The sequence below is a fragment of the Sphingosinicella sp. BN140058 genome, assembly GCF_004135585.1.
GTDB lineage: Bacteria > Pseudomonadota > Alphaproteobacteria > Sphingomonadales > Sphingomonadaceae > Allosphingosinicella.
On the sequence record NZ_CP035501.1, the window covers coordinates 3,687,931 to 3,703,230 of the forward strand.

The following is a 15,300-nucleotide window of genomic DNA, read 5'->3' on the forward strand; positions in this document are numbered from 1 at the left end:
GCGGACAGCGAGGTCCCCTTGTTTCAGAAAACCTTCCACGCCGCGCACCCGGACATGATGGCCGGCGCGACCAACGCCCAGCTGCGCGATCGACACGTCGTCTCGGGCCTGTTCCGGCCGGGCGAGATCGTGCTGACCTATTCGCATGGCGAGCGCTTCATCATCGGGGGCGCCGTGCCTCTCGCCTCGCATTTGGTCCTGCCGCGGCTGACCGAGCCGGCGAGCCTTGCCGGACAGCCGCTGCTGGCGCGGCGCGAGCTCAGCGCGATCAACATCGGCGCGGTCGGCGGCGCGGTCACCGTGGACGGCGAACGCTTCGATCTCGCACCGCGCGAGACGCTCTACGTGCCGATGGGCTCGGGGGAGGTGATCTTCGAAGGGGAGGGCGCGCGCTTTTACCTGCTGAGCGTTCCGGCGCATCGGGCCTTTCCGCTCCGCAGGCTGGGGCTCGGCGATGCCAAGGTGATGGAACGGGGCAGCCTGGAAACCTCCAACGCCCGCACGATCCACCAGCTGATCCTGCCCCACACATGCGAGAGCGCCTCGCTTTGCCTCGGCCTTACCATCCTCAAACCGGGCAGCGTCTGGAACACGATGCCGCCGCACGTCCACGAGCGGCGATCGGAAGTCTACCTCTACTTCGATCTCGGCGAGGATGACCGCATCTTCCATTATATGGGCCGGCCGGAAGCGCTCCGGCACATCGTCATGGAGAATGAGGAAGCGGTGATCTCGCCGCCCTGGTCGGTGCACATGGGGTCCGGCACCCGCGCCTACAGCTTCATATGGGCGATGGCCGGCGAGAACCTCGATTACGAAGACATGGACGTGTTCGACGTCTGCCAGCTCTGCTGATCCCCTTTTGTCCTATAAGTGTCTGGATCTCCGGGTAGGTTGCGCGCTGAACGGCAGTTCGCATGCCGTCGTCAAAGCATCATCGCAGTCACAGGTGCGCCTGTTCTTGAAAATTCATCATACAACTTGTTGCCTGTCGTATAGATCGCTGGTACAAGCTGGATCAAGAAGTCCTAAGACTCGCATTCCAGGGAGAGATTGGCATGATGTTTTCGAACATGACGGCTGTCGTGCGCGTGCTTGCCGCCGCCGGCGTTTCGTTCTGTGCCGCCGCGCCGGCCTTCTCCCAAACGTCACCATCGAACACGACTGACCCGTCACCTGCTCTTGCCGGGGATCAACTTGGCGAACGCGGGACCATCGACGAGGGCGAAATCATCGTCACTGCGCAAAAGCGAGAGGAGCGGGTGCAGGACATTCCTCTGGCGGTGCAGGTCGTCAGCGGCGAGGCGCTCGAGGCGCAGGGCATTCGTGAGTTTTCCGAGCTGACCCGGGCGGCGCCCTCTCTTCTGATCCGTCCGGCCGAGCATCCGGTCAACGCCTCCGTGTCGATCCGCGGTATCGGCACCTTCGCCTTCTCGCCGAGCGTGGAGCCGAGCGTCGCCGTCCAGATCGACGATGTTCCCGTCCAGTTCCTTGCCCGCGCCTTTGCCGATCTCTCCGACATCGAACGGATCGAAGTGCTGCGCGGGCCCCAGAGCACGCTCTACGGCCGCTCCGCCTCGGCCGGCTTGCTCAACATCGTCACCCAGGGTCCCAGTGCGGAGTTCGAGGGACGGGTCGGCGGGCTGATCACGACCGACGACGAATATGGCGTCAACCTTGCCGTATCGGGCCCGATCACGCCGCGGCTCGGCATTCGAGTCAGCGCCAATTACGACACGTTCGAGGGCAATGTCCGCAATCTGTTCAACGGCGACACGATCAATGGCCGCGAGATCCTGTCGACCCGCGCCAAACTGGTCTGGGACCCGACCGACACGCTGAACCTGGTCGCGCAGATCGGCTACATCGATGGTCACACCACCATCGGCCGCCCGTTCATCCGGGTCTCGCCCGCGGCGCGACTGCGCGGCAATCCGGCGTTCGGACCGGCGGTGTTCGCGCCCGGAGTGAGCTTCACCGAGGACAATACGGACGTCGTCAACAACATCACCTCGGGCACCGACTACCAGGATTTCAGCCAGTCGCTGCGCGCCTCGCTCGATCTGGGCTTCGCCTCGGTCGTGTCGATCACCGCCTGGGATCAGTTCAAGCAGTTCGACATCCTCGATCAGGACGAGTCCGCGATCGCGGCGCTCGACAATCGCCAGTTCGGTACCTTCGACACCCATGCCTTCTCACAGGAATTCCGGCTGGTCTCGCCCGGTGCGCAGCGGCTGCGCTACACGCTCGGCCTCTTCTACTCGAACCTGAACCTCACCCGCGACTTCACCCGCGGCCCGTTCTTCTCGCTTGCGCGCTGGTATGCGACCAACGGCACCAAGCAATATGCGGCGTTCGGCCAGGCCGAGTTCGACATCCTCGACGGCACGACCCTGATCGGCGGCATTCGCGTCGGCAAGGGCAAGATCGACTACACCTTCCTCGACATCGCCAATGCCAACGCCTTCTTCTCCGGCAAGGATTCGGAGCGCTACGAGACCTACAAGGCAGGCATTCAGCAGCGCTTGGCCCCCGACGTGATGGCCTTCTTCACCTATGCGACCGGGCACAAGGGGCAGGCTTACGACATCGGCACCGGCTTCAATCTCGTCCGCCAGAATTCGGGCCCGGTGCAGCCGGAGACGTCCGAGGATTGGCAGCTCGGCTTCAAGTCGCAATTCCTCGACCGGCGGGTGACGCTCAACGTCACCCTGTTCAACACCGATTTCGACAATTTCCAGGCCCAGGGGATCGAAACCCTGGCCGACGGCACGATCAATTTCCGTCTCGCCAACGTCGGCGCCTTGCGCACTCGGGGCGTCGAGGTCGAAGGCGGGATCCGGCTGGGCAACGATTTCGATCTGTCGGGCGGGGTCAGCTACACCGATGCGACGATCAGATCCTTTCCGCTCGCCCAATGCTATCCGGGCCAAACCGTGGCGCAAGGCTGCGTAGGCAACCCGGCCCGGCAGGATCTCGCCGGCTTCCGTCCGGCCCAGGCCCCCGAATGGAAGATCGCGCTCAACGCCAGCTATACGCCGCCGATCACCGCAACGCTCGATGCCCTCCTCCAGGCCGCCTACAATTACCAGAGCAAGTTCAACTTCGGCATCAACAACGATCCGGAGACGGTGCAGAAGGGCTACGGCATCCTCAACCTCTCCGCCGGCGTGCGCGGCCACGATCGCGGCTGGGAGCTGGTCGCGTTCGTCAACAACGTCTTCGACAAGCAATATTTCTTCAACGTCAACAACAGCCGCGGCAACCAGGGCAACGCCCAGGCCATCCAGAGCAACCTCCCCCGCGACTTCCGCCGCTACGGCGGCGTGCGGGCGACGTTCAACTTCTGAGCCTCTCTCGCGCCCGTGTGGCCGATGCGCTAGGTCGCTTCCGACCAAGGAGGGGTGGCGTGGCGAATTTCAAGTTGCGGATCGTGTTCCTACTCGCCCTGGCGCTCTGGTTCGCGACGTTGTGGCTGATGTTCGGCGACGTCCTGTAACGGACGCGCGTCGGCAGCGCGTGTTGGAACAGGCTCGGCGGCGACGGGTTGGTTGCGGACATCGGGGAGCCGCAAGATGAGCATGATTGCCGATCCGATCGAACATCGCGCGCCCAGCGAGCTGCTCGGGGCCCTGTTCGCACAGGCGCCCGGGTTCATGGCCGTGACCCGCGGCGCCGATCACCATTATGTCCTGGTCAACGAGGAATATAAGAGGCTGTGCGGCCGCGATCCGACCGGGTCGACGATGGCCGAGGCGCTTCCCGAGCTGCAGGGGCAGGGGATCGTCGCCATGCTCGACCGGGTGCTGGTCACCGGCAAGGCCTTCGTCGGCCGCGATGTCCGAGTCCGGCTCAACGTCGCCGGCGGCTGGGACGAACTCGTGCTCGACTTCGCCGCCCAGCCGATCCGCAGGATCGACGGCAGCTTCGAGGACATATTGTGCTTCGGCTATGACGTGACCGACCGGGTGCGCGAACATGAGCGCGCGACGCGGCTCCAGCAGGAATTGAAGCGGGCATCGCAGGCGGCCGCGATGGGGACGATGGCCTCCACTCTGGCCCACGAGCTCAACCAGCCGCTGGCCGCGGCCGCGGCATATCTCGCCGGTGCCCGCCGTGCGAACGAACGCAAGCTGTGCGACATCGCCGCGGAGTCGCTCGCGCAGGCCGAGGCGCAGGTCCAGCGCGCGGGCGAGATCATTCGTCGCACGCGGATGCTGCTCACCGACTCGCGGCCGCGCCGCGAACGCGCCGCGCTGAAGGCGATGATCGAGGATGCCGCCGAGGTGCTGCGCGCCTCCGGGCACCTGCGCGATGTCGCGCTGACGATCGCGCTCGAAGATGCCGAGATCGCTCTCGATGTCGATCAGGTGCAGATCGAGCAGGTGCTGGTCAATGCTCTGCGCAACGCCTGCGATGCAATGGCGGGCGCTGAGCATAAACGGCTCGAAGTTGCGGCGCGAACCGAGGGCAATCACCTCCACCTCCAGATCACCGACAGCGGCGGCGGGCTCGCCCGCGACATCGATCCGTTCGAGGCCTTTCGGAGCGCCAGCGGCGGTCTCGGCATCGGTCTCTCGATATCGCGGACCATCGTCGAGGCGCATGGCGGCAGCATCCGGCTCGACAACGCGCCGAGCGGCGGCGCCACGCTGTCGCTCACCTTGCCGCTCCGCGCGGGGTAGGAGAAATCAGGCGCCCGAGGCGAGCGCCTGTCTGGGGTCGAGATGGCGCTGCAGGATCTCCAGCATGCCCTCGCCCATGAACGGCTTCTCGATCACGTCTGCCAAGGGGAAGGGCAGGGTCGCGGGAATGTCGTCGATGCGTGCCGACATGATGATGATCGGCCAGTCGTAGCCCGCGGCGGCGAAGCGCGTCGCCGCCTCGACGCCGCCCATCACGGGCATCTGCAAGTCGAACAGAACGCAGCCCGGCGGCAAGACCGGCAGCGTCTGAAGGAAGGTCGGCGCCTCGGCGAAGCAGCGGACCTGATAGCCCGCCATCTCCAGATAAGCCTTGATCGAGTCCGCTACGAGATCGTCGTCGTCGACGACGTAAATCCAGGAATTCATCTCAGGTGATCGCTCCCTCCCGCTTCCCCCATACCGCCACGAATTGCCGGCGGGCGCAAGCGCGCCGGCCGGATGGACGGGCAAGGATGCGGCGATCTTCGGGCCGAAGCGCTAAAACTCCGTTACCCGTCCGACGAGAGTGTCGATCGGCAGCAGTCGACGCGCGGCGGCAAGGCTCTTGCGGATCTCGCCATAGCGCTCGTCGCGGCAGCCGAGATCGAATGCGAGCGACACCGGTGCGCGGTTGCTGCCCATCCAGGTGACCGTGACGACCTGCTGATCGGTGGCGTATGTCTGGCATTGCGGATGCGAGATCGTCTCGCTCTCAGACGGACGAACCGCCGCCAGGGAATCGCGTACCGCGCTGAACAGCATCGGCGTTCCCTCGGCGGGCGCGCGCCCGTTGGTGGCGGTGTGCTGGCGTCCTTCGAAATAGGTGATGCCGTCGGCGACGATCGACACGCTGTACACCGGACAGGTGCCGTGACAGGGCCCGACCTCATAGACGATCCGGTCGACGTCCGCCGGCGCCGCTTTCGGGCGCGCAGGGGAAGAGTTGGTGGCGCAGGCTGCGAGCCCGCAACAGGCGAGAGGCAAGGCGAGGCTGGACAGTATCGGACGCAAGACGAACTCCCGGGATGATGCAGTTCAGGTGCAGACGCCGCGGCTGCCTCCGACCCGCATGCAAAGGCTATTCAGCGGCCGACGATACGCGCCTGGATGGCCGGCAGCAGCGCCTCCAGCGTGCGCCGCGCCGCTGCCGCGTCGTTGGCGACCGATCGGATAGTCAGCAGGTCGCCATCGCGAAGCAGCATCGCGGTCGACGCCGCACTGCTGCCGATCGTCCAGCTGCTCACCCAGCCGACGGCGGGCGCAACCTCGAGCGGTCGGATCCGGCATTCGGGGCTGCGCGCCCGGCAGAGCCGCTCGAGATCCTCGATGCGGGTTGCGCCCGATCGAACCCGCGCCTCGGTGCCGTCCGTCTGTCGCCCGATTTCGATGCTGACGAGCGGCTCGCCGGTGCAGTCCGGGCAGGTGATGATGATCCTGTCCGGGGTGGCGCGTCCCGCAAAGCCGTCGCCGAGCGCGCCGGTCAGCGCCGGCTCGACCGTGGTCAGATCCCTGGTGACGAAGCCGGCGTGCGCCGGGGCGCTTGCCAGTCCCAGCAAGCCGAACAGCGCAAAAGACCGGCGCATTGTGCTTCGCCGCTCAGCGGTCGACCAGCGCCGTCAGCCGGTGCAGAAACGGCCGGTTCTCGACCATCCCGCGCTGCGCGTCGGAGAAGATGCCGCCGCACATGCCGGGCAGCAGGATCTCGACCTTAACCAGATCCTCCAGCTTGCGGAGATCGATGTTGATGCGCAGCTTGCCGTCATATTCGAAGCCGATCTCGGCGTCGTCGGGGCACAAGGCGGCAACGGCTTTGGTGATGCGGGCGAGCTCGTCGGAGACGGTCGCGTTCTTGGCCGGCGCGGAAATCTGTCCGGCGATCGGATTTGCGGCAGCCTCGGCTCCCCCCATGTCATGCTCCTCGTGTGACGGTGTCGAGCCATGATCGTCTTCATTTCACCCCGCTGGCGCAAGCCCTCTTTCGGGTGCGCGCCTCTTCTGACCGGATCTTCGCGTCGGCACTGCAGTCGGGCGGTGTCGTGGTTGCGGAGGCGGCGGCACGCCTGATCGAGCATCCGGGCCGCTCCTCTCCCCGGCGTGATCGGTGCCGGCATGTTCGTCGCGCGGACCGGCGCAGCTGCGCATTCGTCGTGCCGCACCGGCCCTCCGTCGAAGGTCGATGGTGCAATCGCGGCAGCAACGCGAGGGGCGCGCGTGGAGGACGGCATGTCGAAGAGCAAAGGGGGCGCGCAGGCGCCGGGGAACGAGAAGATGACGGACGCCGAAATGCGGTCCGTCGACGCGGAGGCGCGGGCCCGGTGTGACGAGCATGTGCGCCAGCGCGAGGCCCGCGAAACGCTGCGGCGCGACATCGACATCTGGCTCAAGCGCAGCAGCCCGCCGGTGGTCACGTCCGTGCAGGCTTCGCAGCGGAGGCGCCGTGCCTGACCCCGGTGCCGGCGGAACCGGCCTCGCCGAGGCGGCGCGGCTACCAGACAATCCGCCTGGCATTTGTAACTTGCAGCCGAGACTGCACGCCCTGTTCCATTGTCCGTTGCGCTTCGTGGACACCTGGGGCACTCCCAATCCGGGCGGAAATCGGGGGCGACGTGAACAGGAACAATGCGCAGGTCATGCTGCCGCGGGGGCGGCTGGCACGATGGCTCGTGGAAACGGGCTGCGACGTCTCGGATTCGGTGCGGCGCGAGGCGATCAGCACCCTGTTCAAGCGCTCTGCAGCCTTCATCGGCGGCGAGATCAATACGCCGCTGATGGCGTGGGTGATCGCCCTGCGCATGCAGACCTGGCCGTTCCTGCTCTGGGCGGGTGTGCAGACCCTGCTCGCGATGCTTCGGCTGACGGTCCAGATCGGTGGCGCCCGGCGGCTGGCGCGCGGCGGAATCGTGTATCCCGATCTCTATGTCTTCGTGGCTCTGCTGTGGGCCGCGACGATCGGCTATGGCGGGTTCGTCAGCATCGCCAGCGGAGACTGGATGGCAGCCACCCTGGCCTGCGCGTCGGCGGCGGCGATGGCCGGTGCGATCTGCTTTCGCAGCTTCGCGGTGCCGCGCCTGGTCGTGGCGATGATCCTGCTCGTGCTCGGCCCATGCGCGCTCGGCGCCTTGCTCTCGGGTGAGGCGATCATGCTCGTCGCCGGCGTTCAACTGCCGCTCTATCTGTTCAGCATGGCGCTCTCGGCATTCGCGCTCAATCGGATGCTGCTGCGGACCATGGACGGCGAGCGGCACCATGCCCATCATGCCCGCCACGATCCGTTGACCGGGCTGCTCAACCGCAGCGGCTACGCCCATTGGGCCGGCCGGCTGCTCGCGCGCCAGGCGCACGGCGGCAGGCTCGCTATATTTTACCTCGATCTCGACGGCTTCAAGGCGGTCAACGATCGTCTCGGCCATGCGAGCGGCGATGCCTTGCTCGAGGCGGTCGGCGAGCGCCTGCGGGCGATCGTGCGTCCGGGCGACGTCGTCGCCCGGCTCGGCGGCGACGAATTTGTCATCGTCGCTGCGGATGCCGACGAGCCGGCCGCGCGGCAGCTCGGCGCCCGCATCGTCGACGCGATCGCCGCAGATCCGTTTCTGCTGGACGATGTCGCGGCCGAAATCGGAGTCAGCGTCGGTGCGGCCTTGTTCCCGGGCCATGGACCCGATCTCGATACGCTGCTCCGCGCGGCGGACCGGGCATTGTACACGGCCAAGGCGGCGCCCGAACCGGGCTGCGTCTTCGCCGCGTTGCCGGCGTCCGCCGAGGTCACCCATGGCTGGGGCCAGCGCAACGCCGCCTGAACCGGGCGAGGCTGTCAGCCCGCGCCGGGCGCGGCGTCACTCCACGCGGAAGCTGGTGACGATCAGCCGCGCCGGTCCGTTCGCGGAGACGCCGTGGCCGTAGCCCGAGCCGCCGCCGAGAACGAAGCCGACCTGGTCCGCCTCGGAGAGCGCGGCGCGGAAGGCGGCGGGATCGGAGCGGGCGCTGGAACTCTGGATCGCGGTCCAGGCGCCGTCGAGCGGCGCCACCATCTCGTGGTCGCCCGCTTCGATCGGCATGTGGGACGCGAAGGTAGCGAACCAGCGATAGGTCTCGAAGCGGCCTTTGCCGCCCCAATTGTCGCCGGCCCGCTGAAAATAGAGGGTGAGGATCGACGGCCCCTTGGGCTCGGTCGACGGGATGATCCGTACGCCGGGCGCCATCTCGACGCGGTAGCGCATGACGATGCGCTTCTTGCCGGCCAGCGAGCCGTGGCGAAAGGTCACATAATGAACGCTTCCCGGATCCCGCGGCAGATCGATCTGGAAGCCGCCGCTGCGCCGCGGTGTCGGATGGAGCGGCATGTCGATCGAGTAATTGCGGCCGCGGATGATCGGCCCGATCGTCCATGCCCGTGCGTCGGAGCCGTTGCTCGTTGTCTCGCCCGATGCTGCCGCCGGGCCGCCGCAGCCGGCAAGGAGAGCCGAGAGGGCGAGAAGGGTGGTGCGAACAGGGGGCATGATCCGGCTTTCGGTGGACATCCTTCCCCTTGTGGCCTCGCGGCCTTCTACAGCCTGAACGAAAGCGCGGCGCGCTCGCGACTAGCCCTCGGGCTGCAGCGACGCGGCGACCGCGGCGCGGTTGACGGCGAGGAGCGCGATCATGCGGTTGGCCACGCCGTCGATGTCGTAGGGACGATCCTCCACCGTGGCCGCGACATGCTCGCGCACCACCAGCGCCATCGCCTTTACGGCGACCCGCCGAGTCGGTTCGTCCTTCGAGGCGGTCTGGTCGCAATCGACCTCCGCCCGGGATGTCGTTGGCGAGGCCGGCGTGATCGCGACGCGGCATGTCACCCGGTGCGGATCCCCCGCCCGGCTGACGCCGATCAGCAAGGCGCCGCCGGCCGCGCCCGCGCCCGCGACGGTGAGGCTGCCCATGCCGGTGCCTTCGACGACGCGCCGGCTCGCCCGCAACCGCTCGACCGAGACCTTCATCGGCTGCGGCAGCAGGAGTGCGGGATCCGCCCGGCCGCGCGGCATGGCGACGTACAGGCCGCCGAGCGCAAAGCCGGCCATCACGATCTTCCCGAGCGCCATGCGCGCCTTCCCCCGGATCCGCCCGCTTAGGGCTTCGACTCCGCGATCATCCGCTGGGTCTCGTCCGAGCGCTTCAGCGCTTCGCGCTGCATGCCGCCCATGTTGCCGAGAACCACCGCGGTTTCCTTCTGCTGCGCGCGGCTCCGGTCGAAATCCCGCTTGTTGAGCGTCGCGAGGATATGCTCCTCGAACATCGGAACGCGAAGCTGGTCCTGGGTGCGTCCGATCGCGCTGTCGCCCCCAGCCTGGTGCCCGCAATCGGGAACGACACGGCTTTGTTTCGGATCGATCTCGGTAATCACCGCCTCGCAGCTCAGCACCGGGGCCGTGCTCGAATATTGCATGGCGAGCGAGACGCCCTTGGCGGAGCGGCCGGTGCCCCAGATCTGGATCTTGCCGTCGCCGTCGCGGCGCGGGATCGTGGTCCGCGCCGTGACCAGCATGTCCTCGACTTGGCTCTTCGAATAAGCGAAAACATTGGGATCGTAGTTCGAAGCCTTGTGGTACACATAACCGCCCAGCCCCATCACGCCGACCAGAAAAACAAGCTTAGCCGCCATCTTCCGCTCCTGTCCGTGCTTCATTGTGCAAATACGGGGAAGCGATTGAAGAATCTTTAAAGATCCTTGGCGGCTGGAGTGGGGTCTTCGACGGCGGGCTACTTTGTAAGCATTTGCCGCGGCGGTCAGAACGGGATCCGAAGCTGGAAACCGACCGCCCGATCCTTATCGGTTCCCGGCCCCAGCTCGGCTGAGCCGATGCGCATGGTCATCGATTGGCGTATCGCATCCATGCGTGTCGGGGTTTCGCCGGTCGGCAGCTGAACCCGGTAGCGGCCGTCGTCGCGGCGGCCGCACACCAGGATCTCCTCGGATCCCGGGTCCGAGCCGCACGCCGGAACGATCTTGAGTTCGGCGCCCGGCCTTCGCTTCTCGGTGTGCACCTCGGCGAGATCGAAGCTGGAGGCTTCCACCTCCGCAGACTGGAGCAGGATCAGCAGGAGCACCGGTCCTCCCTCTTCTTCGCGGTTGACCGCCGTAGACGACTTCCCAACGCGGCTCCAGAACGTCAAGAGCCGCCGGGGCGGCAGCGGTCTTGCGAGAAGGAGTGTGAGGTGCGCGGAAGGGATGTCCCGGCGCGGGAGAGGGACCGGTACCCATGCTGAGCCGGATCGGCGGTGCCGCCGCCGCGGCGCGGGCGCTCGTCCCGGGATGGATGCGCACGGCGGTGCGCATGGCTGCAACGGCCGGTGGTGACGGACCGCGCGAGATCATCCTCCATTGCGGCGAACACAAGACCGGGACGACCAGTATTCAGGCCCTGATCCTGCGTGAGCGCAAGGACCTGGCGCGGCAAGGCGTGCACGTGCTGTGCGTCGGCCAGGGCAGCAACGGTGCGCATCATCGCCTGATCCAGGCTTTCGACCGCCGCCCATTCGGCGCCGTGACCGCGAAGCTGCTCGCGATCGAGATCCGGCGCGCGCCGGGCCGCACGATCCTGGTCTCGTCCGAACTGGCCAAGACCGCGATCGTGCACGGCCGCGGCCAGCAAGTGATCGATGCCTTTCGTGCGGCGGGTGCGGATCGTGTGCGATTGCTCTTCTATCTGCGCTCGCCGTTCGCGCTGGCCAATGCCGCTTATGCGGAGCGGACCGGAAGCCTCGATCTCGGCGGCGCGCCCTTCGTCGATTTCCTGCGCGTCCACGATGCCGGCCCGGCCTATGCCTATGAAGGCTTCCTCGATCTGGCGGCGCGCGACGACGTCGATCTCGAGGTGCGGCCCTATTCGGCTTTGGTGCGGCGCAGCATCGCCGAAGATTTCGGCGATGCGATCGGCATCACCTGGCGGCGCTGCGACGGGCCGCGGAGGAACCGCAGCCTCGGGCCGATCGGCCTGGAGGCGATGCGGCGCATCGCGGCGGAGGGCGGGCTCCCCGACGGGGCGCGCCGGGTGCGGCTGTACATGCGGCTGCGGGCGATCGGCCTTGCTTTGGGTGAGGCGCCGTTCTGGCAGATGGACGCTGCGCACCAGGCGCTGCTGACGACCGCCGATCACCGCACGGATGCGTTCGCACGCGCGGTGTGGGGGCACGGCTGGCGAGAGACGATCGGCGAGGAGGAGAGGCCGCTCAACGTCTTCGATCCGGCCGATCCCCGCCAGCAGGACATGCTGGAACGGACCCTCGCGCAGATGCGCCGCGCACGGGCGGACCTGCTCGGCGCAGGTTGAGCCCGGGGCGCTCGGGCGTGCCGAGAATCGGACGATTCGCCCGGGCGTGCCGCTGTCATGCCGCAGAGCGGTGGGTATTCCGCGTCCTGGTACAGGAAATCAGGCGGGGAGGTGCGGATGAGAATCTGGTTGGCGGCGGCGCTGCTCTGGGGCGTGCCGGCGGCGGCGCAGGATGGCGCGTGGTTCGGCCCTGGCTATTTCAACAATTGGGCGTTCAACCAGCAGGCGGACGCGATGCTGCGGCGCAGCCACAAGACGATCTTCAATGAGAGCGTCGAAGCCTCCTTGCGGCGCGGCGGGGCCTCATCCCGGGCGCCTCGGACGCAGGTCGCTCCCACCAACCCTTCGGACGTGCGTCAGGTCGCCGATGAGCTCGCCGCCGGCTTCCCCGCGGCGGAACGGCGCAAGGCGGCCACGCTCTTCGCCGATCTGTTTGCGCGCTATGGCGAGCTCGAGCGCCGGCTTGGCGTGCAGCGCGGCGATCCGGCGGGGGCGACGGCGGCATTGATCGCGGCGAGCTACATGGCGCATGCCGATGCCGAGGTCAGCGACGCAGGCTTCCGGGCGCTCTACGGGCAGATGCGCAAGCTCGCGCCGGACGCGGCGACGGCACGCGAACAGCAGGGGCCGATCACGATGGCGATCCTTGCCACCTATCTCGCCGCCACCCGTGAAGCGCTCAAGCAGAGCCCGGATGCCGCGCGCGCCGCTGCCCTCCATGAGGCTGGCGGACGCTATTTGCGTGCCTTGCTGGGCGTGGATCCGGATCGAGTGCGGATCGGCGACGGCGGACTTGCGATTTCCTGAAGCTCGCTACCGCCGGCGCGAGAGCTGGGTGGCGAGGAGAGGGGGCATGACGTCAACGGATGCGCCGCGCGGCTGAACCGCGCGGCGCCGCTTCGAGGATGGCGGTCACTGACGGCGGAACGCGACCTGCGTCGGTCGGGTGCCGTCCATGCGGGTGACGCCCTGCCAGCGGGTGAGCAGGCGCGGGCCGCTGCGGGTGAGGGTCAGCAACGGCTGCCCGCGCGAGAAGCGCGGCCCGCGCGCCGCGCCGCTGTCGAACGCGTAGAATTTAACGATCGCCGATTGGCCCTGCGGCGTGACGGTGCAGCGAATCCGCTGATTGGTCTGGAAACCCTGCCTGGTCAGCGTGCAGCCGTTGCGGCCGATCGTTAGGACATGGTCGACGAAGGCGGCGGGGCCTTCGCCCGGCGCGCCGCCGATGCGGCCGAGCGATTCGCTGTAGGCATAGCGGCCGTACCAGGTGGAAAGCGGCGCCGCGGCGGCTGGAGTGGCAGCCGAAAGAGCAGCTGCGAACGCAGTGACGGCGAAAGGCAATTTGCTGGTCATGATCGTCTTCCTTCGAGGTTGGGGAACGGAGTTGATTGGTGCGGCGGAGCTTACGATCCGTGGAGCGGCGCCGGCGCGGTGAGCGGCGTCACCGCGAAGTCGGCGCCGCCGCGCGGCGAGGGCCACATCCCGATCTGGAAGAGCTGACGCTTGCCGCATGCATTGACGCTCCATTGCTCATAATGTCCGCCGCGGGCCCCGAACGGCGCAGCCGGGCCGCGCGGCGCATAACCGGCAGGCATCACCCGCATCTCGGCGGAGAACACGAAAGAGCAGCCTCGGGTTGCCTTTGAGTAAGAGGACAGCCGAGCGATGATGTCGGCGGCGAGCTGCGGCGTGGCGCGGGTGGTGCCGGTCGTCTTGACCGGATAGGCGGAAACGGGGCCTGCAACGAGGGCAGCCGCAGCGAGGGTCGCACCGGCGATCAGAGAGCTGAAGTTCATGAGGTGGTTCCTTTTCCGTTGTTCGCCGCCGCCTTGAAGAGACATCCGGCATTCACGTATTGAACGATGTTCAATTGCTGTAAAATGAACAGCGCTCATTTTTGTTCCGGCAAACGCCAACGGCAGCCAAAGCAGGTTTTCGGAACGGCAGCGGAACCAGGCCGGGCGCTGAACGTCGGGCGCTCATGCCCCATTTCGCCGAGCAAGCCGATCAGATCAGCCACGATACGCCGCCGGTGCCGCCCACCCGCGACAATTTCGAGCGCCGGGTGTTCCGCGCCACCGCGATCGTGCTCGCCACGCTCGCCGCAGCCTATGTGCTGTGGCAGCTGGTCGATCTGCTGCTGCTGCTGTTCGCCTGCACCCTGGTTTCGCTGATCCTGCTGACCATCACCAATGCGATCCGCAGGCGCACCCATTTGCCGTTCGGGATCGCGCTCGGGCTGAGCGTGCTCGGGCTCATCCTTCTGATCGGCAGTGCCTTCACCTTCTTCGGGACCACCCTGCAGGGCGAATTCGCCGAGCTTGCCGCCCGGCTGCCGGCCGCCTGGGCGGATGTCGAGGCGCGCCTCAACGAAACCCCGGCCGGCGCGGCGCTGCTGGAACGCGCGCAGGCGCTGGTGCCGAGCGGCCAGGCGCTGGTCAACACCGCGACCAAGGCGCTCGCCGCCGTCGGCGGCGGCCTTTCCGGGTTGGCGATCGTGCTGGTCGGCGGCCTTTACCTCGCGGCGCAGCCGACGCTCTATGCCGGCGGGCTGCTGCGGCTGGTGCCCGACGCCTCGCGCGCCCGCGTTGCCGAAACCCTCGATGCGGTGACCGTGTCGCTGCGCAACTGGCTCAAGGGCCAGGCGCTCGGCATGGTGTTCGTCGGCATCGCCACCGGGCTCGGCCTGTGGCTGGTCGGCGTTCCCGCGGCGTGGGCGATCGGTCTCGTCGCCGGAATGGCCGAATTCGTTCCCTATCTCGGCATCTTCGTCGCCGTCATTCCGGCCACGGTGCTCGGCTTCGGCCAGGGCATCGATACGGGCCTGTGGACGGTCGCGGTGCTGGTCGGCGTTCAGCAGATCCAGGGCAATCTGGTGATGCCGCTGCTGCAGAACCGGATGGTCGATCTACCGCCGGCGATCACCATCTTCGGGATCATCGCCGCCGGCATCCTGTTCGGCGTGGCCGGCGTGCTGCTCGCGACCCCTCTCACCATCGTCGTGCTGGTGCTGGTCCGCCGCCTCTATCTCGGCGAAGACAAGCAGGAAGTGCTGGCGAGCGGAGACGCGCCGTCACCGCCGCCGCCGCCGGCCACCTCCGCGGACTGACGCCGCTGGCGGCCGCCGATGACGCGCCAACCATGAACATCCCCGCCGGCAAACGACGGGTCAGCGGGGCCGGGTGAGGCGCTCGGCGGAGACGCTCGTCCCTCGCGCCCTTCGTTCGCTGTTGGAATTTTTGTTACGCAGCTTTAGGGCGCGCATATCGTTGGGGATTCTCCTCCTGTGCCGGAGTGCAAGGCTGTGCAAG

Annotated in this window: 18 protein-coding genes; 8 read left to right on the forward strand and 10 right to left on the reverse strand. The window is 67.4% G+C overall.

Features of this window, described 5'->3' with window-relative positions:
* Nucleotides 1-18 precede the first annotated feature (18 nt).
* The 3 genes from kduI (at nucleotide 19) to ETR14_RS16570 (ending at nucleotide 4,685) form a co-directional block, all read left to right on the forward strand.
* Nucleotides 19-855, forward strand: a complete 837-nt coding sequence (gene kduI, locus ETR14_RS16560; protein ID WP_129386358.1) for a 5-dehydro-4-deoxy-D-glucuronate isomerase — start codon at nucleotides 19-21, stop codon at nucleotides 853-855.
* Between the two features lie 203 nt (nucleotides 856-1,058).
* Nucleotides 1,059-3,350: a TonB-dependent receptor gene (locus tag ETR14_RS16565; RefSeq protein WP_243455551.1), complete on the forward strand. Its 2,292-nt coding sequence runs from the start codon at nucleotides 1,059-1,061 to the stop codon at nucleotides 3,348-3,350.
* 225 nt (nucleotides 3,351-3,575) lie between these two features.
* The gene (locus tag ETR14_RS16570) at nucleotides 3,576-4,685 is read left to right on the forward strand and encodes a sensor histidine kinase (RefSeq protein WP_129386360.1); all 1,110 of its coding nucleotides are present in this window, start codon (nucleotides 3,576-3,578) and stop codon (nucleotides 4,683-4,685) included.
* A 6-nt stretch (nucleotides 4,686-4,691) separates the two neighbouring features.
* Here ETR14_RS16570 and ETR14_RS16575 read toward each other — a convergent pair whose 3' ends face one another.
* The 4 genes from ETR14_RS16575 to ETR14_RS16590 all read right to left on the reverse strand — a co-directional run bounded on the left by ETR14_RS16575 (nucleotide 4,692) and on the right by ETR14_RS16590 (nucleotide 6,593).
* The gene (locus ETR14_RS16575) at nucleotides 4,692-5,072 is read right to left on the reverse strand and encodes a response regulator (RefSeq protein WP_129386362.1); all 381 of its coding nucleotides are present in this window, start codon (nucleotides 5,070-5,072) and stop codon (nucleotides 4,692-4,694) included.
* Between the two features lie 111 nt (nucleotides 5,073-5,183).
* Complete coding sequence (locus ETR14_RS16580; RefSeq protein ID WP_129386364.1) at nucleotides 5,184-5,696, reverse strand: DUF6438 domain-containing protein; 513 nt, start codon at nucleotides 5,694-5,696, stop codon at nucleotides 5,184-5,186.
* A 71-nt stretch (nucleotides 5,697-5,767) separates the two neighbouring features.
* A complete protein-coding gene (locus ETR14_RS16585; protein WP_129386366.1) occupies nucleotides 5,768-6,268 on the reverse strand; it encodes a hypothetical protein in 501 nt (166 codons plus the stop codon).
* Nucleotides 6,269-6,281: 13 nt separating this feature from the next.
* Nucleotides 6,282-6,593, reverse strand: coding sequence for a hypothetical protein (locus ETR14_RS16590; RefSeq protein ID WP_129386368.1), 312 nt, complete (start codon nucleotides 6,591-6,593; stop codon nucleotides 6,282-6,284).
* Nucleotides 6,594-6,908: 315 nt separating this feature from the next.
* Between ETR14_RS16590 and ETR14_RS16595 the strand changes: the two genes are divergently transcribed.
* Complete coding sequence (locus ETR14_RS16595) at nucleotides 6,909-7,130, forward strand: hypothetical protein (protein ID WP_129386370.1); 222 nt, start codon at nucleotides 6,909-6,911, stop codon at nucleotides 7,128-7,130.
* 161 nt (nucleotides 7,131-7,291) lie between these two features.
* On the forward strand, nucleotides 7,292-8,482 hold the full coding sequence (locus ETR14_RS16600; RefSeq protein ID WP_129386372.1) for a diguanylate cyclase: 1,191 nt from the start codon (nucleotides 7,292-7,294) through the stop codon (nucleotides 8,480-8,482).
* 36 nt (nucleotides 8,483-8,518) lie between these two features.
* On the opposite strand, the gene ETR14_RS16605 is transcribed toward ETR14_RS16600, so the two are convergent.
* The 4 genes from ETR14_RS16605 to ETR14_RS16620 form a co-directional block, all read right to left on the reverse strand.
* Nucleotides 8,519-9,202: a hypothetical protein gene (locus ETR14_RS16605; protein ID WP_129386373.1), complete on the reverse strand. Its 684-nt coding sequence runs from the start codon at nucleotides 9,200-9,202 to the stop codon at nucleotides 8,519-8,521.
* A gap of 60 nt (nucleotides 9,203-9,262) precedes the next feature.
* Complete coding sequence (locus ETR14_RS16610) at nucleotides 9,263-9,760, reverse strand: hypothetical protein (protein ID WP_129386375.1); 498 nt, start codon at nucleotides 9,758-9,760, stop codon at nucleotides 9,263-9,265.
* 26 nt (nucleotides 9,761-9,786) lie between these two features.
* The gene (locus tag ETR14_RS16615; protein ID WP_129386377.1) at nucleotides 9,787-10,320 is read right to left on the reverse strand and encodes a hypothetical protein; all 534 of its coding nucleotides are present in this window, start codon (nucleotides 10,318-10,320) and stop codon (nucleotides 9,787-9,789) included.
* 125 nt (nucleotides 10,321-10,445) lie between these two features.
* Nucleotides 10,446-10,766, reverse strand: a complete 321-nt coding sequence (locus ETR14_RS16620; protein WP_129386379.1) for a hypothetical protein — start codon at nucleotides 10,764-10,766, stop codon at nucleotides 10,446-10,448.
* A gap of 152 nt (nucleotides 10,767-10,918) precedes the next feature.
* On the opposite strand from ETR14_RS16620, the gene ETR14_RS16625 reads away from it, so the two are divergent.
* Nucleotides 10,919-11,989 (forward strand): hypothetical protein, encoded by a 1,071-nt coding sequence (locus tag ETR14_RS16625; RefSeq protein ID WP_129386381.1) that lies wholly within the window; start codon nucleotides 10,919-10,921, stop codon nucleotides 11,987-11,989.
* A gap of 117 nt (nucleotides 11,990-12,106) precedes the next feature.
* Nucleotides 12,107-12,796: a DUF6683 family protein gene (locus ETR14_RS16630; RefSeq protein WP_129386383.1), complete on the forward strand. Its 690-nt coding sequence runs from the start codon at nucleotides 12,107-12,109 to the stop codon at nucleotides 12,794-12,796.
* Nucleotides 12,797-12,901: 105 nt separating this feature from the next.
* Here the strand turns inward: ETR14_RS16630 and ETR14_RS16635 are convergent, their stop codons facing one another.
* Nucleotides 12,902-13,342 carry a DUF5991 domain-containing protein gene (locus tag ETR14_RS16635; protein WP_129386385.1) on the reverse strand — a complete coding sequence of 147 codons (441 nt, stop codon included), beginning with the start codon at nucleotides 13,340-13,342 and terminating at the stop codon, nucleotides 12,902-12,904.
* A 50-nt stretch (nucleotides 13,343-13,392) separates the two neighbouring features.
* Nucleotides 13,393-13,785 carry a hypothetical protein gene (locus tag ETR14_RS16640; protein WP_129386387.1) on the reverse strand — a complete coding sequence of 131 codons (393 nt, stop codon included), beginning with the start codon at nucleotides 13,783-13,785 and terminating at the stop codon, nucleotides 13,393-13,395.
* Between the two features lie 185 nt (nucleotides 13,786-13,970).
* Between ETR14_RS16640 and ETR14_RS16645 the strand changes: the two genes are divergently transcribed.
* The gene (locus tag ETR14_RS16645; protein ID WP_129386389.1) at nucleotides 13,971-15,098 is read left to right on the forward strand and encodes an AI-2E family transporter; all 1,128 of its coding nucleotides are present in this window, start codon (nucleotides 13,971-13,973) and stop codon (nucleotides 15,096-15,098) included.
* Nucleotides 15,099-15,300: the final 202 nt, after the last annotated feature.